Source organism: Rhodoferax saidenbachensis (assembly GCF_001955715.1).
GTDB lineage: Bacteria > Pseudomonadota > Gammaproteobacteria > Burkholderiales > Burkholderiaceae_C > Allorhodoferax > Allorhodoferax saidenbachensis.
In genome coordinates, this window is sequence record NZ_CP019239.1 from 1,715,610 (window position 1) to 1,739,833 (window position 24,224).

Sequence of the window (24,224 nt, forward strand, 5' to 3'; positions counted from 1 at the left end):
CCAGTTTTATTTTCTTTGCAAGCAGGACGTTGAAATATGTCGAAAAAAGTGGTGTTTCTGGGCATGGGCGGCACGATTGCGGGCCAGGCCCAGAGTGCGACCGACAACGTGGGCTACAAGTCCGCCCAAGTGGGCGTGGCCCAGTTGCTGCAGGCCGTGCCCGCTCTGAAAGAGGCGCTGGGCAAGCGGACGTTGGTCTCCGAGCAGGTGGCCCAGGTGGACAGCAAGGACATGGAATTTGCCCACTGGTCCCTGCTGGCCCAGCGCGTCGTGCACCACCTTGCCTCGCCGGATGTGGATGGCGTGGTCATCACCCACGGCACCGATACGCTGGAGGAAACCGCGTACTTTTTGTCCTGCGTGGTGTCCGCAGCCTTGCTGGCGGCCAAACCGGTGGTGTTGACCTGCGCCATGCGGCCCGCCTCGGCTCTGGTGCCCGATGGGCCGCAAAACCTGCTCGATGCCACAGCGGTGGTGTGCACTGCGGGCGCGCACGGCGTGCTGGTGGTCTGCGCGGGTAGCATCCATGACGCGCGGGAGGTGCAAAAGGTGCATCCCTACCGCGTGGACGCGTTTGACTCTGGGGATGCCGGCCCTTTGGGCGTGGTGGAAGAGGGCGCTGTGCGCCTGATGCATGGCTGGCCCGCCGCAGAGGCGCAGACGGGTCCGAGCCTGGACACCATCGCCACCCACACCTGGCCCCGCGTGGAGATCGTGATGAACTACGCCGGTGCCACCGGGGCCACGGTGCGTGCCCTGTGCGCGGCACCTGCAGACGGCAGCGCAGCGGTGCGCGGGCTGGTGGTTGCAGGCACGGGCAACGGCACCATCCACAAAGACCTGGAAGCCGCCTTGCTGCAAGCGCAGGCCCAGGGCGTGCGCGTGGTGCGCACCACGCGTTGCGCGCGCGGGCAGGTGGTGCCGGGGTCGGTGCGCGGTTTTGCCTTTGTCGATTCGCAGGGGCTGTCACCGGTCAAGGCGCGTATTGCCTTGATGCTGGCGCTGATGGCTTAGCTGGACGCCTGGGACTCTGCAAACTCACCCGTTTGGGGGATACCCAATCTCTGGAGCATCGGGTACCGTGCGTTCACAGTCAGGCAGTCACTAGGCTTGGCCTTCATTCAGTCGGAGTGGGATGACATTTGCTATCAAAAGAGAAGCTGCTTGCGCAGGTGCAGTAAGGGCTAGAGGCCAATTTGATCAATATTTCCCCTCCAGCCCGCCGTCCATTCATCGAAATTCGCACAACAACAATCGAATATGCCCACCGCGCACACGCCTAACTCTCTACGTAGCTGGTTGCAAGCTGCAACAAGCCGGACCCTGCTGGCTGTGGGCTTGTTTGTTGGCCTGAGTGCCTGCATCGGCGTAGCTGGGGCCGCTGGTTCTGGTGGCGACACCTGGCAAGAAGAAGTGCTGCTGCACGACGGGCAAACCGTGGTCGTGCAGCGCAGCCAAACTTATCGGGGCCGTTTTGAGCCCGGCAGCAGCGCGCCGGTAGGCGACCACACCGTGCGCTTTGTACTGCCACGTGAACAGCGTGAATGGAGCTGGACCAGCGACTACGGCCCCGAGCTGGGCCGCACCAACTTCAATCTGGTGGCCATCCACGCGAAAGACGGCGTGCCCTACATCGTGGCCACGCCCAACCTGTGCCTGTCCTACAACAAATGGGGGCGCCCCAACCCGCCCTATGTCCTATTCAAGGGCGAGGACAACGGGCAATGGAAGCGAATCACTATGGAGCAGTTGCCAGCGGAGTTCACCACCATCAATGTGGCCGTCTCCGCCGTTTCCCATTTCCGGATCAAACAGTTTCAAGAATACCCAGTGGTGCCTGCCGCAAAGGTACGGGAATTCAACAGTGCACAAGGGTCTCCTGAATACAAAACCATTGTTCGGGAGCCGATGACCTCCGAGCAGATTCTTTCCATGTGCGATGAGTTGGTTAACTACAAAGGATATTGGATAGATCCTCGCAACCCTTTTGCACGCAGAAATATCGATGACAAGCAGAAGTAAGCAATACCTCTCAATCGCAGTCAAGGCACGTATCAGTTTGAAATCTGGGAAACAAAAAAGGCCGCAGTAGCGGCCTTTTTTATTGCAGAAGCGCAGTATCAACCAGCCAGCGCCGCATACACCCGTGCCGTGATCGCATCCACGTCCCCCATGCCGCTGATGGCGCGGTATTTGGGGGCCTTGGCGGCGTCTTGCTTGGCCCAACTGGAGTAGTACTCCACCAGAGGGCGGGTTTGGGCGCTGTAGACGTCCAGGCGCTTCTTGACGGTTTCTTCCTTGTCGTCGTCGCGCTGGATCAGGGGTTCACCGGTCACGTCGTCCTTGCCTTCCACCTTGGGTGGGTTGAACTTGACGTGGTAGGTGCGGCCCGATGCGGGGTGCGAGCGGCGGCCGCTCATGCGTTCGATGATGGCTTCAAAGGGCACATCGATTTCGACCACATAGTCCAGCGCCACGCCGGCGGCCTTCATGGCATCGGCCTGGGGGATGGTGCGGGGGAAGCCGTCAAACAGGAAACCCTTGGCGCAGTCGGGCTGGGCGATGCGTTCCTTGACCAGGTTGATGATCAGGTCGTCGCTGACCAAGCCGCCAGACTTCATGATGGCGTCGGCTTGTTGGCCCAGGGGGGTGCCTGCCTTGACGGCAGCGCGCAGCATGTCACCCGTCGAAATTTGTGGAATTCCATATTTTTGGCAAATGAATGTGGCTTGCGTGCCTTTGCCTGCGCCTGGTGCGCCCAATAGTATGAGTCTCATGGATATCCTCGGATAGTTCTAAAACCGTACGCGCCGCGATGGGCACTCTGATGGTGCATATCGGCGTGTGATTAACGCAGAAGAATAGCACGGGGCGCCCCCGCGCTAACTTACAGCGGGGCCGCCTGTGCGGAAAACAGCGCGCGCACGCGGGCCAGGTCTTCCGGCGTGTCCACGCCCGGGCCTGGCGCGTGGGGGCTGACGTGCACTGCGATGCGGTAGCCATGCCACAGCGCACGCAGTTGCTCCAGCGCTTCGCAGACCTCGATAGGGGCCTGGGGCAACTGGGGGAAGCGGCGCAGAAAGCCCACGCGGTAGGAATAGATGCCGATGTGGCGCAAGGGGGTGAGTGGGGCGGGCAGGGCGGTAATGCCTTGCGCAAAGCCGTCACGCCACCAGGCGATGGGCGCACGGCTGAAGTACAGCGCCAGATGGTTAACGTCGGTCACCACCTTGACCACGTTGGGGTTGGCAAAGTCTTCGACCTTGTCGATGGCGTGGGCTGCCGTGCCCATGCTTGCGTCGGCATGGGTGCGCAGCAGGTCGGCCACGGCATTCACCAGGGCCGGGTCGATCAGCGGCTCGTCACCCTGCACGTTGACCACAATCTCGGCCGCATCGAGGCCCAGCAGGTCGCAGGCTTCGGCCAGGCGGTCGCTGCCAGAGGGGTGGTCTTCACGCGTGAGCACGGCCAGCACGCCGTGCGCCTGGCAGGCTTCGACGATGGCGGGGCTGTCGGCGGCGACCACGATGCGGATGGCCGGGTCCACACCTTGGCGCACACGCTGCGCCACGCGCACCACCATGGGTACGCCGGCGATGTCGGCCAGGGGTTTGTTGGGCAGGCGGCTGGAGGCCAGCCGGGCGGGGATGAGAACGGTGTAACCCATGGGCAGCGCGTTACAGACCGAGTTCGGCGTCGCTGAGGGTGCGGGCTTCGTTTTCCAGCAGCACCGGAATACCGTCGCGCACCGGGTAGGCCAGGCGTGCGCTGCGGGAGATCAGCTCCTGCTTTTCGCGGTCGTATTCGAGGGGGCCCTTGGTGACGGGGCAAACCAGCAGTTCAAGAAGTCGTGTGTCCATGGGGGGATGATAACTTTGGAGTCAGATGCGTCGCCACCGCATCATCCAGCGCAGTGAAGAAGGCCGCATCCATGGTTTGCACCAGCGGAATGGCCAGCGCATCAGGCACGTGCTGCCACAGCTTCATGGCGTCTTTTTCGGTGCAAATAAGCTGGTAGCCCTCATGGATACTGCGCGGCAAGCTATCAAAATCATAGTGGTCCGGCAACGCCAGGGTGTGCGCCAGCGTCAGCCCACCGGCACGCAGCATGGCGAAGAAGGATTCCGGTTGCGCAATGCCGGCCAGTGCCAGCAGGGGTTTGGCGTCCGCGGTTTGCAACGCACTCCATGGCACGGTGCTGCCATCACGGCGGACAGCGTACGGAGCCAGCCTGCGCTGCGCGGTGTAACCCGCAAAGGCGGGGTGGCTACCGGTGTGCAGCATCAGCAGGCGGTTGTCCGCTTGCCCCACGCTTGCTACCTGCGTGCGCGGCCAGGGTTCACGCAACGGCCCGGCGGGCAGCACAAAACCGTTGCCCGTGCCGCGGTCGTCAAACACACACACTTCGAGATCGCGGTAAAAGGCGTAGTGCTGCAGGCCGTCGTCGCAGACCAGTATCTGCGTCTTCGGGTGGCGTGCCAGCAGGGCGGTGGCTGCCGCATGGCGCGTGCGGGCGACAAACACTGGCGCTCCGGTAGTGCGCTGCACCAGCAGGGGTTCGTCGCCCACGTCTTGCGGTAGCGCGCCTGGCAGCACTTCCAGACATTCCTGGCTGCTGCGGCCATAGCCGCGGGAAATCACACCAACCTGCAACCCTTGCGCCTGCAGATGCAGCACCAGCGAAATAACGGTAGGCGTTTTGCCCGCACCACCGGCGACCACGTTGCCCACCACGATGACCATGGCGTCCACGCGCTGGCTGTGCAGCCAACCCCTTTGGTAGAGCTGGCGGCGCAAGGCCACCAAGGTGCGAAAAACCAGGGAGACGGGCCACAAGGCCCAGGCCAGCGGCCCGCGCCGCGTCCAGCTGCGCAGCAGCGCGCCTTGCATGAGACTACTTGCCGCCCGCCTGTGCGGACGATTGGGTGGCAAAGGTGATCTGGTTGAGTCCGGCGCGGCGCGCGGCTTCCATCACGGTGACAACGGCCTGGTGTTTGGCGCTGGCGTCGGCGCTGATGATGACCACGGTGTCCTTGCCGGCCTTGGCGGCTTCCGTCAGGGCGGTAGCCAGGTTTTCCAGGCTGCGGCCGGAGACGGCGGTTTGATTGACGCTGTAGGCACCGTCGGCGCCCACGCTGACGATCATTTCCTTTGGGTAGTTGCGCTGCGCGTCGGTGTCGGCTACGGGCAAGGTCAGCTGCATTTCGGTGAACTTGCTGTAGGTGGTGGACAGCATCAGAAAAATCAGCACCACCAGGAGCACGTCGATGAACGGGATCAGGTTGATCTCGGGCTCTTCCTTGGTGCGGGGGCGAAAGTTCATGGGCGAATTGGGTAACTAGCGGATGACTTAGCGGCGCAGGGCCTTGAGGTGGCGTGCCAGGCGTTCGGCGGACAGCTCCAGCGTGAGCAGGTAGGCGTCCACCACACCGCGGAAGTAGCGCCAGAAAATCAGCGAAGGAATGGCAATGATCAGCCCAAACGCGGTGTTGTACAGCGCGATGGAAATGCCGTGGGCCAGTTGGGCCGGGTTACCGCCGGTCGCGCCACCCGGGGCTTGGGAGCCGAAGATTTCAATCATGCCGACCACGGTGCCAAACAGGCCCATCAAGGGGGCGGCGGATGCGATGGTGGCCAGGGCGCTGAGGTAATGCTCCAGGCGGTGGGCTACAGCGCGGCCCGAGCCTTCCATGGCGGCGCGCAGGTCGCTTTCGGTGCAACGGGGGTCGGAGTTGAGTGCGCGCAGGCCGCTGGCGAGCACCTCGCCCAGCGCGGAGTTCCTTTCCAGTTGTGCCACCACGTCAGGCGCGGGCACGCTGGTGCGTGTCACGCTCAGCACTTCCTCGAGCAATTTGGGCGGGGCCACCTTGCTGGTTTTCAGGCTGACGAAGCGTTCAATGATGATGGCCAGGGCCAGTATGGAGCAGGCGATCAGCGGCCAAATGGGCCAGCCTGCAGCTTGTATGATGGAAAACAAAAGGTAGCTCCATGCGGAAGTAGGGCCACGCGATTATGGCCCACGCTTGCTGCCCCGCAGCCCACAGAACTTGTGGATAACTTTGGGGAGAACATGGCTGGGTGGTGGCGTGAAGCCGCGCCAATGCGCTGTTTTGACAGATTGATGACAAATGCAGCACGCAAAAATTCAATGAAATCAATGACTTTTCACGAAAAGACTGGTGTTCCACAGGGTTGTGTATGCAACCCGGCGCTTTCCCGCCGGGTGTGGAGCGTTTCATAGTGGCAGCCGTCATGCCAACTTCGGTATCGCGCGTATGGCCGGTCGGTGCGCTGTGCCGTGCCATCGCCGACGCGCTGGACGCCCGCTTCAACCCGGTGAGTGTGGGCGGCGAGATCACCGGTTTCACCCGCGCTGCCAGCGGGCACTGCTACTTTTCCCTGAAGGACGAAAGCGGCCAGTTGCGCTGCGCCATGTTCAAGCGGGCAGCAGGCATGTTGGACTTCAGCCCGCGCGACGGCGAACGTGTGGAAGTGCGCGGCCGATTGGGCGTGTACGAGCCGCGCGGCGAACTTCAACTGATTGTGGAGACCATGCGCCGCGCGGGCCAGGGCACGCTGTTTGAGCAGTTCCTGCAACTCAAGGCCAAGCTGGAAGCAGAAGGCCTGTTTGCCCCCGAGCGCAAACGCGCGTTGCCAGTCTTGCCCCGGGGCATTGGCCTGGTGACCTCTCTGGGCGCCGCGGCCCTGCACGATGTGGTGACGGCCTTGCAACGGCGCGTGCCGCATATCCCGGTGGTGCTGGCGCCGGCTTCGGTGCAGGGGGGCCAAGCGCCCGCCGAGCTGGCCCAGGCGCTATCAAATTTATATCTGCTCGCGCAAGATCCGCGCGGTCTGGAGGCCGAAAAGGCTTCAAAAAATGCCCCAATGGTCGATGTGATCCTGCTGGTGCGGGGTGGCGGCTCCATGGAAGATTTGTGGGCCTTCAACGACGAACAACTGGCGCGCACCATTGCGGCCAGCCCGGTACCGGTGATTAGCGGCGTGGGGCATGAAACCGACTTCACTATTGCCGACTTTGTGGCCGATATGCGCGCGCCCACGCCCACGGCCGCAGCCGAGCTGGTGTGTGAACCCACGCAGGTCTGGCTGGGTGCCACACAAATGCTGGAAGACCGGCTGCACGACGCGATGCAGCGGTATCTGGACCGGCAGTCCCAGCGCATGGACCTGGTGTCCAGCCGCATTGGCCGGCCTTCCGCGCTGTCGGCCCAGCAGCGCTTGCGCCTGGCCACGGCGGAGCAGCAACTGCAGCATGCCCTGCGCACCGCCATGCAGAGCCGCCGCACCGAGGTGCAGCGCTGGCAGCAGGCTTTGACCCCGGCAGTGGGCCGGGTGGCACAGGCACAGCGTGAGCGTGTCGCGCGGGCTGCGTTGCGGCTGGAGTTGCTCGATCCTTCGCTGGTGCTGCAGCGCGGGTACGCGTGGCTCTGCGACGAAGCAGGGCAGGCAATTACCAGCGTGGCCCAAGTCCATGTAGGGCAGGGCGTGCGTGCCACCCTTGCTGATGGTGCGGTCGATCTGGTAGCGCACGGACGCAGCACCAATTAGTTTCTACAATCGGCCTTTTCTTGCCAACCAACTGAGAGGACTCCATGGAACATACCTTGCCCGCACTGCCTTACGCCATTGACGCTTTGGCACCCGCTTACTCCAAAGAAACTTTGGAATTCCACCACGGCAAGCACCACAACGCCTATGTGGTCAACCTCAACAATCTGCAAAAGGGCACCGAGTTTGAAAGCATGTCCCTGGAAGAAATCATCAAGAAATCCAGCGGCGGCATCTACAACAACTCGGCCCAGATCTGGAACCACACTTTCTTCTGGAACTGCATGAAGCCCGCTGGCGGCGGCGAACCCACCGGTGCACTGGCTGCGGCCATCAATGCCAAGTGGGGCAGCTACGCAGCCTTCAAGGAAGCCTTCGTGAAGTCCGCCGTGGGCAACTTCGGTTCGGGCTGGACCTGGTTGGTCAAGAAGGCTGACGGTTCGGTGGACATCGTCAACACCGGCGCTGCCGGCACACCCCTGACCACCGCTGACAAGGCCTTGCTGACCGTGGACGTTTGGGAACACGCTTACTACATCGACTACCGCAACATGCGTCCCAAGTTTGTCGAGACTTTCCTCGACAAACTGGTGAACTGGGGCTTTGCAGAAGCCAACTTCGCCTGAAGTTGATGCGTTCGCACAAAAGGCTCGAGGGGTGACCTTCGGGCCTTTTTTGTTGGCTTGTTGCAGCCCTTGCGTAAAAAATATTTTCCCCCAATGGTTCTAAATTTCATTAAATGAAATTTTCTGGCAAAAAAGCGGGTTCGGGTCAGACCACTGAAAGCACAATCACGCACTATCCGGCGTCTGCCGTCCGAGGCCCCTGCGGACAGGCGACAGTTGCCATAACAATTTTTGGAGACAAGAGATGAGTACCCAGCAACCCACCATCATCTACACCCTGACCGACGAGGCCCCGCGCCTGGCCACGGCTTCTTTCCTGCCCATCGTGCGCGCCTTTGCAGCACCCGCGGGCATCCATTTTGCAGAGGCGGACATCTCGGTGGCCGCGCGTGTTCTGGGTGAGTTTCCGGAAAGCCTGACAGAGAGCCAAAAGCTGCCCAACACGCTGGCCGAGCTGGGCAAAAAGACCCTGCAAGCGGACGCCAACATCATCAAGCTGCCCAACATCAGCGCCTCGGTAGGCCAGTTGCAAGCCTGTATCAAGGAACTGCAGTCCAAGGGTTACGCCATTCCGGATTACCCCGAAGCACCCAAGACCGAAGAAGAAAAAGCCATCCGGGCCCGTTACGCCCGTTGCATCGGCTCGGCCGTCAACCCGGTGCTGCGCGAAGGCAACTCGGATCGCCGCGCGCCCAAGGCCGTGAAGGAATACGCCCGCAAGAACCCGCACAGCATGGCCGAGTGGAGCCAGGCCTCGCGTTCACACGTGTCGCACATGCACGCTGGTGACTTCTACCATGGCGAAAAATCCCTCACACTGGACCGCGCCCGTGACGTCAAGATGGAGCTGATCACCAAGAGTGGCCAGACCATCGTGCTCAAGCCCAAGGTGTCGCTGCTGGATCGCGAAATCATCGACAGCATGTTCATGAGCAAGAAAGCCCTTCTGGAGTTCTACGAACGCGAAATTGAAGACGCGCGCAAGACGGGCGTGATGTTCTCGCTGCACGTGAAGGCGACCATGATGAAGGTGTCTCACCCCATCGTGTTTGGCCACTGCGTGCGGATTTTCTACAAGGAAGCGTTTGAAAAACACGGCGCCCTGTTCAAGGAACTGGGCGTCAACGTCAACAACGGCATGGCCGATCTGTACGCCAAGATCGCCACCTTGCCGCAAAGCAAGCAAGACGAGATCAAGCGTGACCTGCACGCCTGCCACGAACACCGCCCCGAGTTGGCCATGGTGGACTCTGCCAAGGGCATCACCAACTTCCACTCGCCCAACGACATCATCGTCGACGCGTCCATGCCCGCCATGATCCGCAACGGCGGCAAGATGTGGGACGCCAACGGCCGCCTGAAGGACGTGAAGGCCGTGATGCCTGAATCGACCTTTGCGCGCATCTACCAGGAGATCATCAACTTCTGCAAATGGCACGGCAACTTCGACCCCAAGACCATGGGCACCGTGCCCAACGTGGGCTTGATGGCCCAGCAAGCTGAGGAATACGGATCGCACGACAAGACGTTTGAGATCTCCGAAGACGGTGTGGCCAACATCACCGACCTGGCCACTGGCGAAGTGCTGCTGAGCCAGAACGTGGAAGCGGGCGACATCTGGCGCATGTGCCAGGTCAAGGACGCTGCGATCCGTGACTGGGTCAAGCTGGCGGTGAACCGCGCGCGGAACTCCGGCATGCCGGTGGTTTTCTGGCTCGATTCCTATCGCCCGCACGAAGCGCAATTGATCACCAAGGTCAAGATGTACCTGCACGAGCACGACACCAACGGTCTGGACATCCAGATCATGAGCCAGGTGCGTGCGATGCGTTACACGCTGGAGCGCGTGATCCGCGGCCAGGACACCATCAGCGCCACGGGCAACATCCTGCGCGACTACCTGACCGATCTGTTCCCCATCATGGAACTGGGTACCTCGGCCAAGATGTTGTCCATCGTGCCCCTTATGGCCGGTGGCGGCATGTACGAAACCGGTGCCGGCGGTTCTGCACCGAAACACGTGCAGCAGCTGGTGGAAGAAAACCACCTGCGTTGGGATTCGCTGGGTGAGTTCCTCGCGCTGGCGGTGTCCTTGGAAGACCTGGGCCTGAAAACGGGCAACGCCAAAGCCAAGGTGCTGGCGAATACGCTGGACGCCGCGACGGGCCAACTGTTGGACAACAACAAGAACCCTTCGCCCAAAACCGGTCAGCTCGACAACCGTGGCAGCCAGTTCTACCTGGCCCTGTACTGGGCCCAGGAACTGGCCGCGCAAAAGGACGATGCCGCTTTGGCCAAACAGTTTGCGCCGTTGGCCAAACAATTGGCGGACAACGAGCAAGCCATCGTGGCCGAGCTGGCCGCCGTACAAGGCAAGCCCGCGGACATCGGTGGTTACTACCTGCCCGACGTTGCCAAGCTGGACGCCATCATGCGCCCGAGCGCTACCTTGAACAAGGCGCTTGCTTCTGTGAAGGCCTAAGGGATTTGCAGGCTGAGTGCCTGCGCCCCAAAACGCTTAAAGGCGATCCAGACTTTAGTCTGGATCGCCTTTATTCATTGGAGCTGGCAGAAACTATTTAAACGGTACACCCGCCAATTTGGTGCCGGCCTTGATGCCGCGCTTGGCGAACCAACCTTGGTTCATCTCCAGCACATAACGCACCGGTTTGGTGGCGCAGTGCGAGTCGGTGGTCTGGGGCTTCATGTCGGCGAGGTTGACGATGGTGCCATCATCGGCCACGAAGGCTGCGGTGAGCGGCAGCAGGGTGTTCTTCATCCAGAAGCACAGGCTGGAAGGCTGTTCGAAGACAAACAACATTCCCTCGTATTGGGGCATCTCGCGGCGGAACATCAGACCGGTGGTGCGTTGCTCCGGGGCCTGCGCCACTTGTGCATCGATTTGGTACATCCCGGCCGTGATCTGGATGCGGGGCAAGTTGAGCTGCGGATTGTCCTGCGCCTGGGCAGCGCCCGTGAGCAGCAGAACGAAGGAAAGCAGGTGGGTGACTAAGGGTTTCATGCGTTGTGCTTTGACTGGTTTGGTGCGCCAATGGTTCCCTGAATTGTCTGGCATCCCAATGCAGGGCAGTTTTGAATTTGCAACTAAAATTGTTTGATTAAAGTTTAAGCACTCATGGTTCCGCTCAGGTGCCTGGAGTCCATTGTCATCGCATTGAACACGGAGTTCCATTTTTATGTACCAGCACATCAAGGTGCCTGCCGAAGGCCAAAAGATCACCGTCAACGCGGACATGTCGTTGAACGTCCCTGATCAACCCATCATCCCGTTCATCGAAGGTGACGGTACGGGGTTGGACATTACGCCGGTGATGCTGAAGGTGGTGGACGCCGCGGTGGCTAAAGCCTATGGCGGCAAGAAAAAAATCCACTGGATGGAAGTCTATGCGGGTGAAAAATCCACCAAGGTGTACGGTCCGGATGTCTGGTTGCCCGAAGAAACCCTGCAGGTCCTGCGCGAGTATGTTGTCTCCATCAAAGGCCCGCTGACTACGCCGGTGGGCGGTGGTATCCGTTCGTTGAACGTGGCGTTGCGCCAGGAGCTGGACCTGTATGTTTGCCTGCGCCCGGTGCAGTATTTTGCGGGTGTGCCTTCGCCCGTGAAAGAACCGCACAAGACCAATATGGTGATCTTCCGCGAGAACTCGGAAGACATTTATGCGGGCATCGAATACGAAGCCGAATCCGACAAGGCCAAGAAGCTGATCAAGTTTTTGATCGAGGAAATGGGCGTCAAGAAAATCCGCTTTCCGAACACGTCGGGTATTGGCATCAAGCCGGTGTCCCGTGAGGGTACGGAGCGTCTGGTGCGCAAGGCCATCCAGTACGCGATCGACAATGACAAGCCCAGTGTGACCATCGTGCACAAGGGCAACATCATGAAGTTCACCGAAGGGGGCTTCCGTGACTGGAGCTATGCCTTGGCGCAACGTGAGTTTGGTGCCGAGCTGATGGACGGCGGCCCCTGGATGAAGTTCAAGAACCCGAAGACGGGCAAGGACATCATCATCAAGGATTCGATTGCAGATGCCTTCTTGCAGCAAATTTTGCTGCGTCCTGCCGAATACAGCGTGATCGCCACGCTCAATCTGAATGGTGACTACATCTCGGATGCCCTGGCAGCCCAGGTGGGAGGCATTGGTATTGCGCCCGGCGCCAACCTGTCGGACTCCGTGGCCTGTTTTGAAGCCACACACGGCACAGCCCCCAAGTACGCGGGCAAGGACTACGTCAATCCGGGGTCCGAAATCCTGTCCGCAGAGATGATGCTGCGTCACATGGGCTGGTTGGAAGCCGCGGACCTGATCATCAAGTCCATGGAAAAATCCATTCTGAGCAAGAAGGTGACCTACGATTTCGCCCGCCTGATGGAGGGGGCGACCCAGGTGAGCTGCTCTGGTTTTGGCAAGGTGATGATCGATAATATGTAAATACCGTCTGTTTGTGGTTGCTAAAGCCACAATTGAGCGTATTCCCGGAGAAGCCGCCCTGGATGCCGATTCCAGGGCGGCTTTTTCTTTGTGGCGTCACTTGAATGTGGTGAATCAGTCTCCAATTCGGATGAGTGATGCAGCAAGAGTGGGTGACCGATAGAATCAATCGCATGGCTACAAATAACCCCGTTAAACCACCCGAAGTCCCATTGCAGAACCCGCAGAAGGACGACGGTGGCTCCGTGGTGCTGGAGCGCCGCACCCAGCGCGTGGGGCCGCCCCAGATGTACCAGGTGTTGATGCTGAATGACGATTACACGCCCATGGAGTTTGTGGTCGTGGTGATTCAGGAGTTTTTTGGCAAGGATTTGCAGGCCGCCACGCAAATCATGCTGAAGATCCATCTGGATGGCAAAGGTGTGTGCGGGGTGTACTCCAAAGACATCGCTGCGACCAAGGTGGATCAGGTACTGGAGGCCGCGCACAAAGCGGGGCATCCACTCAAGTGCGTCATGGAACCCGTAGATTTTTAGGGCAATACCGCAAGTAAAAGCCTGGTGTCGGGAAAACGGTTTACAGTTAATCATCAACGCAAGGCAGAGAAGGATTTCACATGATTGCCCAAGAATTGGAAGTCAGCTTGCACATGGCGTTTGTCGAGGCACGCCAGCAGCGCCACGAATTCATTACTGTCGAGCATTTGCTACTGGCTCTGCTCGACAACCCCAGTGCTGCGGAGGTATTGCGCGCCTGCTCGGCCAATATCGATGATCTGCGCAAATCGCTGTCAAATTTCATCAAGGACAACACGCCCCAGGTCGCGGGTACGGATGATGTGGACACACAGCCTACACTGGGCTTCCAGCGTGTCATTCAGCGTGCCATCATGCATGTGCAATCCACAGGCAGCGGCAAGAAGGAAGTGACCGGCGCCAATGTGCTCGTCGCCATTTTTGGCGAGAAGGATTCGCATGCCGTGTATTACCTGCACCAGCAAGGCGTGACGCGCCTGGATGTGGTGAACTTCATTGCCCACGGCATCAAGAAAAGCGATCCACCCGAAAGCACCAAATCCAGCGAGAGCCCGTCCGAGAGCGAAGAGGGCGGTAACGAGAAGAATGAGAAGGCTTCTCCCCTGGAGCAGTACACCGTCAACCTGAACCAGCTCGCCAAGGATGGCAAGATTGATCCGCTGATCGGGCGCGAGTATGAAGTTGAGCGCGTGATCCAGATCCTGTGCCGCCGTCGCAAGAACAACCCGCTGTTGGTGGGTGAAGCTGGCGTGGGCAAAACAGCCATCGCCGAGGGCCTGGCCTGGCGCATTACGCAAAACGATGTGCCCGAGATTCTGGGCGATTCCGTGGTGTATTCACTCGATATGGGCGCATTGCTCGCGGGTACCAAATACCGCGGCGATTTTGAGCAACGCCTGAAGGGTGTGTTGAAAGCGCTCAAGGACAAGCCCAATGCCGTGTTGTTCATTGATGAAATTCACACGCTGATTGGTGCGGGCGCAGCTTCGGGTGGCACGCTGGATGCATCGAACCTGCTCAAGCCCGGCCTGAGCTCGGGTCAGCTGAAATGCATTGGCGCCACCACATTTACCGAATACCGTGGCATCTTCGAAAAAGACGCTGCGTTGTCGCGCCGCTTCCAGAAAATCGATGTAGTTGAGCCCACGATCGACCAGACGGTCGAAATCCTCAAGGGCTTGAAGTCCCGCTTTGAAGAACACCACAACGTCAAGTACGCCATGGCCGCCCTGCAGGCTGCTGCGGAGCTGAGCGCCAAGTACATCAATGATCGGCATTTGCCTGACAAGGCGATTGACGTCATCGACGAGGCTGGCGCAGCCCAGCGCATCCTGCCGCCGAGCAAACGCAAGAAGACCATCAGCAAAACTGAGGTGGAAGAGATCGTGGCCAAGATTGCCCGCATTCCCCCTGCCAATGTGTCCAATGACGACCGCGGTAAGCTCAAGACGCTGGAACGCGACCTGAAGAACGTGGTGTTCGGCCAGGACAAGGCGCTGGATGTGCTGGCCTCTGCCGTGAAGATGGCACGCTCGGGTCTGGGCAAGGGTGACAAGCCGATTGGCTCGTTCCTGTTCAGCGGCCCCACTGGCGTCGGCAAGACCGAGGCGGCCAAGCAACTGGCCTACATCATGGGCATTGACCTGATTCGCTTTGACATGAGCGAATACATGGAGCAACACGCGGTAAGTCGCCTGATTGGTGCGCCTCCTGGTTATGTCGGTTTTGACCAAGGCGGTCTGCTCACCGAGCAAATCACCAAGAAGCCGCATTGCGTGTTGCTGCTCGATGAAATCGAGAAGGCGCACCCGGCCATATTCAACGTGCTGCTGCAGGTGATGGACCATGGCACGCTGACCGACAACAACGGACGCAAGGCCGACTTCCGCAACGTGATCATTGTGATGACCACCAATGCGGGTGCCGAGACCATGAACAAGGCGACCATTGGGTTCACCAACCCGCGTGAGGCGGGTGATGAGGCTGCAGACATCAAACGTCTGTTTACGCCTGAGTTCCGTAACCGCCTGGACGCGACTGTCAGCTTCAAGGCGCTGGATGAAAACGTAATCCTGCGTGTGGTCGACAAATTCCTGTTGCAACTGGAGACCCAGTTGGCCGACAAGAAAGTCGACGTGACCTTTACCGACAAGTTGCGCAAGCACCTGGCCAAGAAGGGCTTTGATCCCCTGATGGGCGCGCGTCCGATGCAGCGTCTGATTCAGGACACCATTCGCCGTGCCTTGGCGGACGAACTGCTGTTTGGCCGCCTGACCGACGGTGGCCGCCTGACGGTGGATATGACGATCACCACCGACGACAAGGGTGTCGAGACCGGTGAGGTGGTGCTGGATATTCAGCCGCTGCCGAAAAAAGAGGGCAAGTCCAAGCCGGAAGAGGCTACCGCTGGTTAATTTGGTAGCCTAAAGCGATAGGATTTCGGGCTCAGTTTGTCGTGAACTGGGCCCGAATACTTTCTACCCGCTCGCGGTTGACGTTGAAATCCTTCTGGCCCAGACGGCTGGCAGATCGCACGTGGATGACGCCTGCCGACTTGTCCAACCAGAATTCGATGTCGTCAGTGAACTTCAGCAATTTTGTCGTGCATTGGGCGTACAGGTAACCCGGCTCCTGGGTAACAACAACCGTGCGATCAGTGCGCTTCAGTATTTCTGCAATGCGGGCCATCGCTTTTTCTCCGTCACCGCTGAACTGGAAGGGTGCGATAAGGGCATAGTCCTTTTGCGGATGGTCAGGGTACAAGTTTGCCTGGCTGCTGACGCTGTTGGGAGTTTGCGACGGTGGTTTCAGTCGACCGTCTTGTACCCCCAGATTCTTGGGTGTGCGACCGGTCAGCAAACCTACTTGGCCCGCTACCAACAGAGCAGCAGCCACCGCGATGAAAAACAGCACCGCAAATCCAAGAATTTTCATGACCCATGCCCCGTTAAAAATGCACAGCTTACCCCGAAGTGGTTGTTTGTGAGGGCATTGCCAAACCAAGCCGTTAAGCTACCCCCATGTTTCAGTGCAAATTGTCAGTTCTCATGAAGTCCTTGGTGATGTCTGTGTGTGCAGCTCTTTTGGTGGGCTGCAGCACCACGACCCCTCCAGTCGTTCCCGTTATAGAGCCGCCCTCGGTGGCTTTGCCAGCCGCCAAAGTTCCTCCGCGCATTGGATTGGCTCTGGGTGGTGGCGCTGCGCGTGGGTTCGCCCATGTTGGTGTGATTCAGGTCCTCGAGGAAGCCGGTATTCGTCCTGCCCTGGTGGCGGGTACTTCTGCAGGAAGTCTTGTGGCGGCGATCTACGCCAGTGGGAAGAATGGCGCGCAGTTACAGCGCGTAGCGGAGACCATGGAGGAGGCGGCGATTGCCGACTGGACACTGCCGATCTTCAGCCGCGGCATGTTGCGCGGCGAGGCGCTGGCCCGTTACGTGAATACACAGGTGGGCGGGCACCCGATCGAAGACATGCCCATGCCTTTGGGCATTGTGGCCACCGATCTGAACAGCGGGCGCGATGTGCTGTTCCAACGCGGAGATACCGGTATGGCGGTGCGTGCGTCCAGCGCAGTGCCTGCCGTGTTTCAGCCCGTCCGGATTTCCGGGCGTGAGTATGTCGATGGTGGGTTGGTATCTCCCGTGCCCGTGCGCGCCGCCCGCAGGATGGGGGCGGATCTGGTGATTGCCGTGGATATCTCCAGTCCACCGGAGGGCAGTCTGACGGGCGGCACGCTGGACATTCTGCTGCAAACCTTTTCCATCATGGGTAAAAGCATCAACAGCCTGGAATTAAAGGATGCCGATGTGGTGGTTCGGCCCGCATTGCAGGGCATCTCCAGCTCGGATTTCAGTGCCCGCAAGCGTTCTATTGAGGCCGGGCGCCAAGCCATGTTGCAAGCTTTGCCGTTGTTGCGTGCGGCGATTGAAACCAAAACGCGCTGAACAACGTGTGACTGTGTGCCGTTGGGCTAAAAAAAAGGCCCCGTTTTGCAACGAGGCCTTGAAGGGATCCCTGAACCTGAAGGTTTCGAAAGGACCCGAGGAGACAACCGGTAGAAACAAACTGGGTCTGTTTCTGATGAATTGAATTATCTCAGGGTTTTCCCTTGGTTGTTAGAGAGTTCACACAAAAAGATGAACTCTTTTGCAAACCTGAGACAGATTAGCGTTTTTTGGCAGCTTGCTTGGTAGCGTTGGTCGCTGTAGCGGCGACTGCATTGAAGTTGGCTTCTGCCACTTCAGTCGCTTGCTTCACAGCCTTTTGAACCGATTCCAGCGCGTTGTTGGCAGCAGCCACGGCGCTTTTCATCACTGCCACTGCGGCTTCGGAACCTGCGGGTGCGTTCTTGGCGGCGTTGTCTACCAAGCCCATGAATTTCTTCTGTGCATCGGAAGCCTGGCCTTCAAAGGTCTTGGTGAAATCAGCGCTGGCGCTGGTGGCGATGTCGTACAGGTGACGGCTGTAAGCAGCGGTCTTTTCTGTCAGGGGCTGGAGCAGGCCGGATTGCAGGGCCAACAGTTCCTGGGCATCTTTGACGCTCAGCAGGGACTGGGTATGGGCATTGGCTTCAGAGAGGGCAGCCTTGGAAGCGGTCAGATTGAGTTCAACAATCTTTTCCACGCCTTCGAAAGCCTTGCTGGTCAGACCAAACAGGGTTTCGAGATTGGTTTTTTGGGAAGCAACAACTTGTTCAACGGTCAGCATATGAGTATCTCCAGAAGTAAGGGTTAGAAATCACTATCTGCTCCGTAACTGGGTCCTCTGACCGTTTATGTTGCAGTGCAGCATGGATTGAATTATAGGGATGCTGCAGTGCAATGCAAGCATTATTTGTTGCAGTGCAGCAAATTAGTGGGGGTTTTCTAAAAACCGGTCTTTCCAGCCTTCAACCAGATGGGAAACACGGGGGAAGTTGGGCACTGTGGGCTGGCAGAATCAGACCATGCAGGAATCCACGCCCCCCAAACCCAGCCCCGAACCGCGCAGCGCCTACCGGGCTTTCCGTTCCATTGCCACGCGCTGGATGGACAATGATGCGTATGGCCATGTGAACAACGTCGTCTATTACAGCTGGTTCGATACGGCGGTCAACGCCCACCTGATAGAGCAGGGCGCGCTTGATATCCACGAAGGCCAAGCCATCGGTCTGGTGATAGAGACGCAGTGCAACTACTTTGCCTCGTTGGCCTTTCCGCAAGTGATTGAGACGGGCATTCGCGTGGCGCGTATAGGCACCAGCAGCGTGCGCTACGAAGTCGGCATTTTCGGAGAGGGCGAGATGACTGCCGCCAAAGGCCACTTTGTGCATGTGTACGTGGACAAGACCACACGCCGCCCGGTGCCCCTGCCCGAAAAATTGAAAACTGTTCTGGAGACTTTGGTATGAGCGTTTCTGCTGTGGATGCGGCCATCACATCGCGTATGTCCGTGCGGGCCTTTACCGATCAGTCGGTGGCGCGGTCCGATATTGAAGCGCTGTTGCAGGTGGCAAGCCGTGCTCCCTCGGGTACCAACACGCAGCCCTGGAAGGCGTATGTCTTGCAGGGCGCCAGCCGCAATGCGCTGGCGGACAAGGTTTGTGCCGCACACGATACGGTACGTGCTGACCCGGCCTTGGCTGCCCAGTACGTGGAAGAGTACGACTACTACCCGCAGAAATGGGTCAGCCCCTATATTGACCGGCGCCGTGAAAATGGCTGGGGTCTGTACGGCTTGCTGGGGATCGGCAAAGCCGACAAGGACAAGATGCACGCCCAGCACCAGCGCAACTACCGCTTCTTTGATGCGCCCGTAGGCTTGATGTTCACGGTTGACCGGGTTCTGGGCCGTGGCTCGCTGGTGGACTACGGTATGTTCCTGCAGAACATCATGGTGGCGGCGCGCGGGCGGGGTCTGCACACCTGTCCGCAGGCGGCGTGGAACGGGTTTGCCAAGATCATCTTGCCGCATATCGGGGCTGGACCCGATGAAATGCTGGTGTGCGGCATGGCGCTGGGTTATGCGGACGACAGCGCGACAGTCAACACCTTCCACACCCCACGCGTGCCAGTGCAGGACTTTACGACCTGGCTCGAATAGCGGGCAGTCTTGAATTTGCTATATTTTTAGTAGCTGGTTGCGCAATAGGGGTAAGGGCTAGAGGCCATTTCTGCTTGAAATTCCCCTGCAGGGGGTGTTGTCCCCTGTGTTGCGCGGCGCGCCGATAGGTGCGGCTTATTACACTGGCAGCAGTACCGCTTGCCTAAACACTCTTCACCATGATCATCACCAGCCTGCTGGACACCGACCTGTACAAGTTCACCATGATGCAGGTGGTGTTGCACCAGTTTCCTGGCGCGCAGGTGGAATACCGCTTCAAGTGCCGCAACCCCGGCGCCAACCTGGCCATACACGCGCAGGAAATTCGGGAAGAAATACGCTCCCTTTGCAGTCTGCATTTCCAGGAAAGCGAGCTGGCCTATCTGCGCTCCATGCGCTTTATCAAAAGCGACTTTGTTGATTTTCTGGGCCTGTTTCGGCTTAACGACAAATACATCACCGTCACGCCGTTGGCCAACGGGGATATCGACATCGTCATCGTTGGCCCGTGGTTGCACACCATCCTGTTTGAGATCCCGGTGCTGGCCATCGTCAACGAGGTCTATTTCCGCAACACGCAAAAAGTGCCCGACTTTGTGGAAGGCCGCAAGCGGCTGGACCTGAAGATCAGCCAGTTGCGCGGCGAGGGTCTGGGGGAACTCAAGATTGCAGACTACGGCACGCGCCGACGTTTTTCCCGCGCTTGGCATGACGAAGTGCTGCGTGTACTCACGGCGCGTTTGGGCACGATCCACCGTCCAGAGCATCCCGGTGGTCTGCCCGGGCAACTGGCGGGCACTAGCAATGTGCTGCTGGCCCTGAAGCTGGGCCTGACCCCACTGGGTACCATGGCGCACGAGTATTTGCAGGCCTCACAGGCACTGGGGCCGCGTTTGCGCGACAGCCAGATTTTTGCCTTCGAGTCATGGGCAAAGGAGTACCGCGGAGACTTGGGCATCGCCTTGTCAGATGTGTATGGCATGAGCGCGTTTCTGCGCGACTTTGACATGTACTTCTGCAAACTCTTTGACGGCGCCCGCCACGACAGTGGTGACCCGTTCAACTGGGGTGAACGCATGCTGGGCCACTATGTCAACAACCGGGTCGACCCTCTGACCAAGACGCTGATCTTTAGCGACGGCCTGACCGTGCCGCGCACCATCGAGCTGTACCAGCAGTTCCGCGGGCGCTGCCAACTGGCTTTCGGCATTGGCACGAACCTGACCAATGACCTGGGTTACGAGCCGCTGCAGATCGTCATCAAGATGGTGCGCTGCAATGGCCAACCGGTGGCCAAGTTGTCGGATACACCTGCCAAGAACATGTGTGAAGACGAGAAGTACCTGGCCTATCTGCGCCAGGTGTTTGAGATTGCACAGCCCACCGCCTGAAAGCCGCATACCGTATGTCACCTATTTCTGCCAAGCCCCGAGTGCTAGTTACCCGGTCCATTTTTCCGGAAATCATTGCCAGCCTGGAAGCCCACTTTGAAGTGACATCCAACCAGTCGGACGAAGCTTGGTCACTCGAGCAACTGACGGCGCAGTTGCAAGGAAAGCAGGGGGTATTCACCACCGGGGGCGACCGCATTGATGCTGCGTTGCTGGCTGCATGTCCGGAACTGAAAATTTGCGCCAACATGGCCGTGGGCTACAACAACTTTGACGTGGATGCCATGACGGCTGCGGGTGTGCTGGGTACCAATGCGCCGGATGTACTGACGGAGACCACTGCCGATTTTGGTTTTGCGCTTTTGATGGCGACGGCGCGCCGCGTGAGCGAGAGCGAACACTTCTTGCGTGCAGGCTTGTGGAAGCGCTGGCGGTACGACATGTTCTCAGGCACCGAGATCCATGGTTCCACACTGGGCATCATCGGCATGGGGCGCATAGGGCAGGGCATTGCCAGGCGTGGTGCGCATGGCTTTGGCATGCAGGTGATTTACCACAACCGCAGCCGCCTGGATGCCGCAACCGAAGCCGATTGCCGCGCGCGCTACGTCGAGAAGACCGAGCTGCTGCAAACCGCAGACCATGTGGTGCTCGTGGTGCCGTACTCGGCCGCCTCACACCACACGATTGGTGCGGCAGAGCTGGCGCTGATGAAACCCACGGCAACCCTGGTCAACATTGCACGCGGCGGTATCGTGGACGATTCCGCTTTGGCTGTGGCCCTGCGTGAGAAACGCATTGCAGCGGCTGGTCTGGACGTGTTTGAAGGTGAGCCATCGGTGCACCCGGACCTGCTCACGGTGCCCAATGTCGTGCTCACGCCGCACATTGCCAGTGCTACCGTCGGAACGCGCCGGGCCATGGCACAACTGGCGGTGGACAACCTGATTGGCTACCTCGTCCATGGGCAAGCCCGTACACCTGTCAACACGCTGGTCCAGGACCGCGTCTGACGCCGATGATCTGATCTTTGCGGGGCCACGCCAGTTTCATGTTGACGACGTCTGACCAGGACAACCTCGCTGCGGTCGCCCGCGGTTTCAATGCCAGCCTTTTGTGGGCCGTTGGGCTGGGGCTGGCCATCGCGGCGGGTCTCGGACTGTTTTCAGATTGGGACAACCTGATCATTACCGGGGCGGTACTGCTGGTGATGGGTGGGTTGCAGGTATTTCTCGTGCGGGGCTGGGTGCGAGCTACCTCGTTGGCCATGTTGCTGCTTTTGTTTTTCGGAATTTTCTATTCCATGGTGCGCTTTGGCTCGGTCAGCATTGCACAGGCTTCGCTGGCGGGAATCCCTCTGATTTACTGCGTAGTGATCCTGGGCGAGCTCGCGGGTGCCACGTTGTTGTTGGTTTGTGTAGCGGGCAGTGCGTGGATTACTTGGAGCCAGGTGAATGGCCAATTGCGGCCCGCGGCCCCTACGGTGCCTGCCGCGCAGTGGGTTGTTCTGACAGTGGGCTTTGTGGTGGCCTACTGCATGGCCATCTTGTTCAAACGGCACCTGATGGATGCAAGCCGCAAGCTAAATGCAACGCAGGCCTTGCTGTTGCAAGAGCGTGAGCGCAGTAACACCCGGGTCATGGAAACCCTGGCCGAACTCGAACGGCAAAAACACGTGATCGACCAGCATGCCATCGTCGTCACCATCAGCCTGGCTTCCAAGATCACTTACGGCAATCAGAAGTTTGAGCAGGTGAGCGGCTACAGCCCTGCTGAGTTCCTGGGGAACGACTTCACCAAGATGCGCTCAGGTGTGCATGATGATCGTTTTTTTCAAGACATCCGCACAGCCGTGGAAGACGGTGCAATCTGGCAGGGCGCTGTATGCCTTCGGGCCAAGGACGGTCGCCTGTTCTGGCTCGATTCCACCCTCATGACGTTCAGGAATGCAGATGGAACGGCCCGCGAATACATCGCTGTAAGCACCGACGTGACCCAGCGCCGCCAGGCCCAGGAGGCCGCGCAGGCGGCGAACCGCGCCAAATCCCAGTTCCTGGCCAACATGAGCCATGAAATTCGCACGCCCATGAACGGTGTGGTGGGTACCGTGGATATTCTGCGCGCCACGGCGCTGGATGCGGGGCAACAGCGCTTGGTCTCCACTATCCACGACTCGTCGGTGGCCCTTTTGCAGATCCTGAACGATGTGCTGGATTTTTCCAAAATCGAGTCCGGCAAGCTGGAGGTGGAAAGTGCCGCGACGGATTTGCGTGAACTGGTGGAGGGCGTGGCCCGCCTGATGGACAGCATTGCTCTGGCCAAAGGCATCGCGCTTCAGATCGATTGGGGCACTGATGTACCCCGCTGGATTTACACCGATCCCATGCGGCTGCGCCAGGTGCTCTACAACCTGGTGGGCAACGCATTGAAATTCACACCAGGCGATACGGGGCGCGCGGGCCAGGTGACTTTACGGGTGGCGGTGCTTGCTGTCGATGACAGTGCACAGGGACTGGAGTTCCGCGTGGTGGACAATGGCATTGGTATGCGACCGCAGGATGTTGAAAGCGTCTTTGAAGCTTTTACCCAGGCGGATGTCAGTACCGCACGCACCTTTGGCGGAACTGGTCTGGGCCTGTCCATCACCCAAGGGTTGCTGCGCATGATGGGTGGAAGTATTGCCATGCACAGCACGCTGGGGCAGGGCTCCGAAGTGGTGGTGGTGTTGCCCTTGCGCCTAGCGCCTACTCCTGTTGTGGCTCCTGATTGCACAGACTCCCTTGACGTGCGCAATGCGCGTGCGGGGGGCGCGGTCGTTGGGTTGGATGAACGCAGGGTGCTGCTGGCAGAGGACAACGCGACCAACCGCGAGGTCATACAGGCACAACTTCGCCTGCTGGGTTTTGATTGTGATTGCGCCCCCGACGGGGTGTCTGCATTGCAGCTATGGCGCACTGGGAACTATGCACTTTTGCTCACGGATTGCCAGATGCCGGGTATGGATGGCTTTGTATTGGCCGACTCCATCCGTGCCGCAGAAGATCCCAAGGTCCACATGCCCATCATCGCTGTCACAGCCAACACCCAGCCAGCGGATCTGCAGCGCTGCATGGATTACGGCATGGACGACACCTTGGCCAAACCGCTGCGTTTGCAGGCGTTGGGAGCCATGATGGCCAAGTGGCTGCCGCCGCTGGCGCCTGGCCCGGATAACGACCGTGTCTGGGATACCCGGATTTTGGGACAACTGTTGGGAGAGGACACACACCTGCAAGATGGGGTGTTGCATCGGTTTCTGGTGGACACCCAGCAGACCTTGGTTCAACTGGATGCATTGCAGGCGGCCGAAGACGCACCCGGTCTGGCGGCGCTGCTGCATAAAATGAAGTCCTCTGCCCGCACCGTGGGTGCCCTGCAATTGGGAGACTTGTGCCAGACACTTGAATCGCATGCAGGTACTGCGAACTGGGCTGCGCTCAAGCCTGGCCTGAATGCGGTGCCGGCGGCATTTACTGCACTGTCGAATCGCATCCAGACCAGCCGTGGCTTGCCATTTATCTGATTTTTATG

The 24,224-nt window shown here is 59.4% G+C and carries 23 protein-coding genes; 14 read left to right on the plus strand and 9 right to left on the minus strand.

The annotated features are described in order from the left end of the window. The first annotated feature begins 36 nt into the window (after positions 1-36). Both RS694_RS08205 and RS694_RS08210 read left to right on the plus strand, forming a co-directional pair. A complete protein-coding gene (locus RS694_RS08205; protein ID WP_029708739.1) occupies positions 37-1,014 on the plus strand; it encodes an asparaginase in 978 nt (325 codons plus the stop codon). Positions 1,015-1,260: 246 nt separating this feature from the next. Continuing rightward, complete coding sequence (locus RS694_RS08210) at positions 1,261-2,022, plus strand: hypothetical protein (protein WP_156876171.1); 762 nt, start codon at positions 1,261-1,263, stop codon at positions 2,020-2,022. Positions 2,023-2,120: 98 nt separating this feature from the next. Here the strand turns inward: RS694_RS08210 and adk are convergent, their stop codons facing one another. The 6 genes from adk to RS694_RS08240 form a co-directional block, all read right to left on the minus strand. Beyond that, positions 2,121-2,777 carry an adenylate kinase gene (adk, locus tag RS694_RS08215; protein ID WP_029708741.1) on the minus strand — a complete coding sequence of 219 codons (657 nt, stop codon included), beginning with the start codon at positions 2,775-2,777 and terminating at the stop codon, positions 2,121-2,123. A gap of 110 nt (positions 2,778-2,887) precedes the next feature. After that, a complete protein-coding gene (kdsB, locus tag RS694_RS08220; RefSeq protein WP_029708742.1) occupies positions 2,888-3,667 on the minus strand; it encodes a 3-deoxy-manno-octulosonate cytidylyltransferase in 780 nt (259 codons plus the stop codon). Positions 3,668-3,677: 10 nt separating this feature from the next. Then, on the minus strand, positions 3,678-3,860 hold the full coding sequence (locus RS694_RS08225; protein WP_029708743.1) for a Trm112 family protein: 183 nt from the start codon (positions 3,858-3,860) through the stop codon (positions 3,678-3,680). Next, on the minus strand, positions 3,841-4,890 hold the full coding sequence (lpxK, locus tag RS694_RS08230; RefSeq protein ID WP_029708744.1) for a tetraacyldisaccharide 4'-kinase: 1,050 nt from the start codon (positions 4,888-4,890) through the stop codon (positions 3,841-3,843). The genes RS694_RS08225 and lpxK overlap by 20 nt, the downstream gene beginning before the upstream one ends. A gap of 4 nt (positions 4,891-4,894) precedes the next feature. Next, complete coding sequence (locus tag RS694_RS08235) at positions 4,895-5,323, minus strand: ExbD/TolR family protein (protein ID WP_029708745.1); 429 nt, start codon at positions 5,321-5,323, stop codon at positions 4,895-4,897. 27 nt (positions 5,324-5,350) lie between these two features. Then, complete coding sequence (locus tag RS694_RS08240) at positions 5,351-5,977, minus strand: MotA/TolQ/ExbB proton channel family protein (RefSeq protein WP_029708746.1); 627 nt, start codon at positions 5,975-5,977, stop codon at positions 5,351-5,353. Positions 5,978-6,252: 275 nt separating this feature from the next. On the opposite strand from RS694_RS08240, the gene xseA reads away from it, so the two are divergent. The 3 genes from xseA (at position 6,253) to RS694_RS08255 (ending at position 10,677) form a co-directional block, all read left to right on the plus strand. Then, on the plus strand, positions 6,253-7,569 hold the full coding sequence (gene xseA, locus RS694_RS08245; RefSeq protein WP_029708747.1) for an exodeoxyribonuclease VII large subunit: 1,317 nt from the start codon (positions 6,253-6,255) through the stop codon (positions 7,567-7,569). Positions 7,570-7,613: 44 nt separating this feature from the next. Then, positions 7,614-8,195: a superoxide dismutase gene (locus RS694_RS08250; protein ID WP_029708748.1), complete on the plus strand. Its 582-nt coding sequence runs from the start codon at positions 7,614-7,616 to the stop codon at positions 8,193-8,195. Positions 8,196-8,439: 244 nt separating this feature from the next. Next, complete coding sequence (locus tag RS694_RS08255; protein ID WP_029708749.1) at positions 8,440-10,677, plus strand: NADP-dependent isocitrate dehydrogenase; 2,238 nt, start codon at positions 8,440-8,442, stop codon at positions 10,675-10,677. A 93-nt stretch (positions 10,678-10,770) separates the two neighbouring features. On the opposite strand, the gene RS694_RS08260 is transcribed toward RS694_RS08255, so the two are convergent. Next, a complete protein-coding gene (locus tag RS694_RS08260; protein ID WP_029708750.1) occupies positions 10,771-11,217 on the minus strand; it encodes a DUF192 domain-containing protein in 447 nt (148 codons plus the stop codon). Positions 11,218-11,386: 169 nt separating this feature from the next. Here RS694_RS08260 and icd point away from each other — a divergent pair, with 169 nt between their 5' ends. The 3 genes from icd to clpA all read left to right on the plus strand — a co-directional run bounded on the left by icd (position 11,387) and on the right by clpA (position 15,596). Then, entirely contained in the window at positions 11,387-12,646 is a 1,260-nt protein-coding gene (icd, locus tag RS694_RS08265) for an NADP-dependent isocitrate dehydrogenase (RefSeq protein ID WP_152528867.1), read from the plus strand. 173 nt (positions 12,647-12,819) lie between these two features. Further along, positions 12,820-13,182, plus strand: a complete 363-nt coding sequence (clpS, locus tag RS694_RS08270; RefSeq protein WP_029708752.1) for an ATP-dependent Clp protease adapter ClpS — start codon at positions 12,820-12,822, stop codon at positions 13,180-13,182. Between the two features lie 80 nt (positions 13,183-13,262). Further along, positions 13,263-15,596 (plus strand): ATP-dependent Clp protease ATP-binding subunit ClpA, encoded by a 2,334-nt coding sequence (gene clpA, locus RS694_RS08275; RefSeq protein WP_029708753.1) that lies wholly within the window; start codon positions 13,263-13,265, stop codon positions 15,594-15,596. A 31-nt stretch (positions 15,597-15,627) separates the two neighbouring features. Here the strand turns inward: clpA and RS694_RS08280 are convergent, their stop codons facing one another. Beyond that, on the minus strand, positions 15,628-16,116 hold the full coding sequence (locus RS694_RS08280) for a DUF1499 domain-containing protein (protein WP_029708754.1): 489 nt from the start codon (positions 16,114-16,116) through the stop codon (positions 15,628-15,630). A 113-nt stretch (positions 16,117-16,229) separates the two neighbouring features. Here RS694_RS08280 and RS694_RS08285 point away from each other — a divergent pair, with 113 nt between their 5' ends. Beyond that, positions 16,230-17,126: a patatin-like phospholipase family protein gene (locus tag RS694_RS08285; RefSeq protein WP_037247828.1), complete on the plus strand. Its 897-nt coding sequence runs from the start codon at positions 16,230-16,232 to the stop codon at positions 17,124-17,126. Positions 17,127-17,346: 220 nt separating this feature from the next. Here the strand turns inward: RS694_RS08285 and RS694_RS08290 are convergent, their stop codons facing one another. Next, positions 17,347-17,889 carry a phasin family protein gene (locus RS694_RS08290; RefSeq protein WP_029708756.1) on the minus strand — a complete coding sequence of 181 codons (543 nt, stop codon included), beginning with the start codon at positions 17,887-17,889 and terminating at the stop codon, positions 17,347-17,349. 238 nt (positions 17,890-18,127) lie between these two features. Here RS694_RS08290 and RS694_RS08295 point away from each other — a divergent pair, with 238 nt between their 5' ends. The 5 genes from RS694_RS08295 (at position 18,128) to RS694_RS08315 (ending at position 24,216) form a co-directional block, all read left to right on the plus strand. Beyond that, a complete protein-coding gene (locus RS694_RS08295; RefSeq protein ID WP_029708757.1) occupies positions 18,128-18,571 on the plus strand; it encodes an acyl-CoA thioesterase in 444 nt (147 codons plus the stop codon). Beyond that, positions 18,568-19,263: a nitroreductase gene (locus RS694_RS08300; RefSeq protein ID WP_029708758.1), complete on the plus strand. Its 696-nt coding sequence runs from the start codon at positions 18,568-18,570 to the stop codon at positions 19,261-19,263. The genes RS694_RS08295 and RS694_RS08300 overlap by 4 nt, the downstream gene beginning before the upstream one ends. A 179-nt stretch (positions 19,264-19,442) precedes the next feature. After that, on the plus strand, positions 19,443-20,654 hold the full coding sequence (gene pncB, locus RS694_RS08305; protein WP_029708759.1) for a nicotinate phosphoribosyltransferase: 1,212 nt from the start codon (positions 19,443-19,445) through the stop codon (positions 20,652-20,654). A 14-nt stretch (positions 20,655-20,668) separates the two neighbouring features. Next, the gene (locus RS694_RS08310) at positions 20,669-21,667 is read left to right on the plus strand and encodes a 2-hydroxyacid dehydrogenase (protein WP_029708760.1); all 999 of its coding nucleotides are present in this window, start codon (positions 20,669-20,671) and stop codon (positions 21,665-21,667) included. Between the two features lie 38 nt (positions 21,668-21,705). Beyond that, positions 21,706-24,216, plus strand: coding sequence for a PAS domain-containing hybrid sensor histidine kinase/response regulator (locus RS694_RS08315; RefSeq protein WP_029708761.1), 2,511 nt, complete (start codon positions 21,706-21,708; stop codon positions 24,214-24,216). The last annotated feature ends 8 nt before the right edge of the window (positions 24,217-24,224 follow it).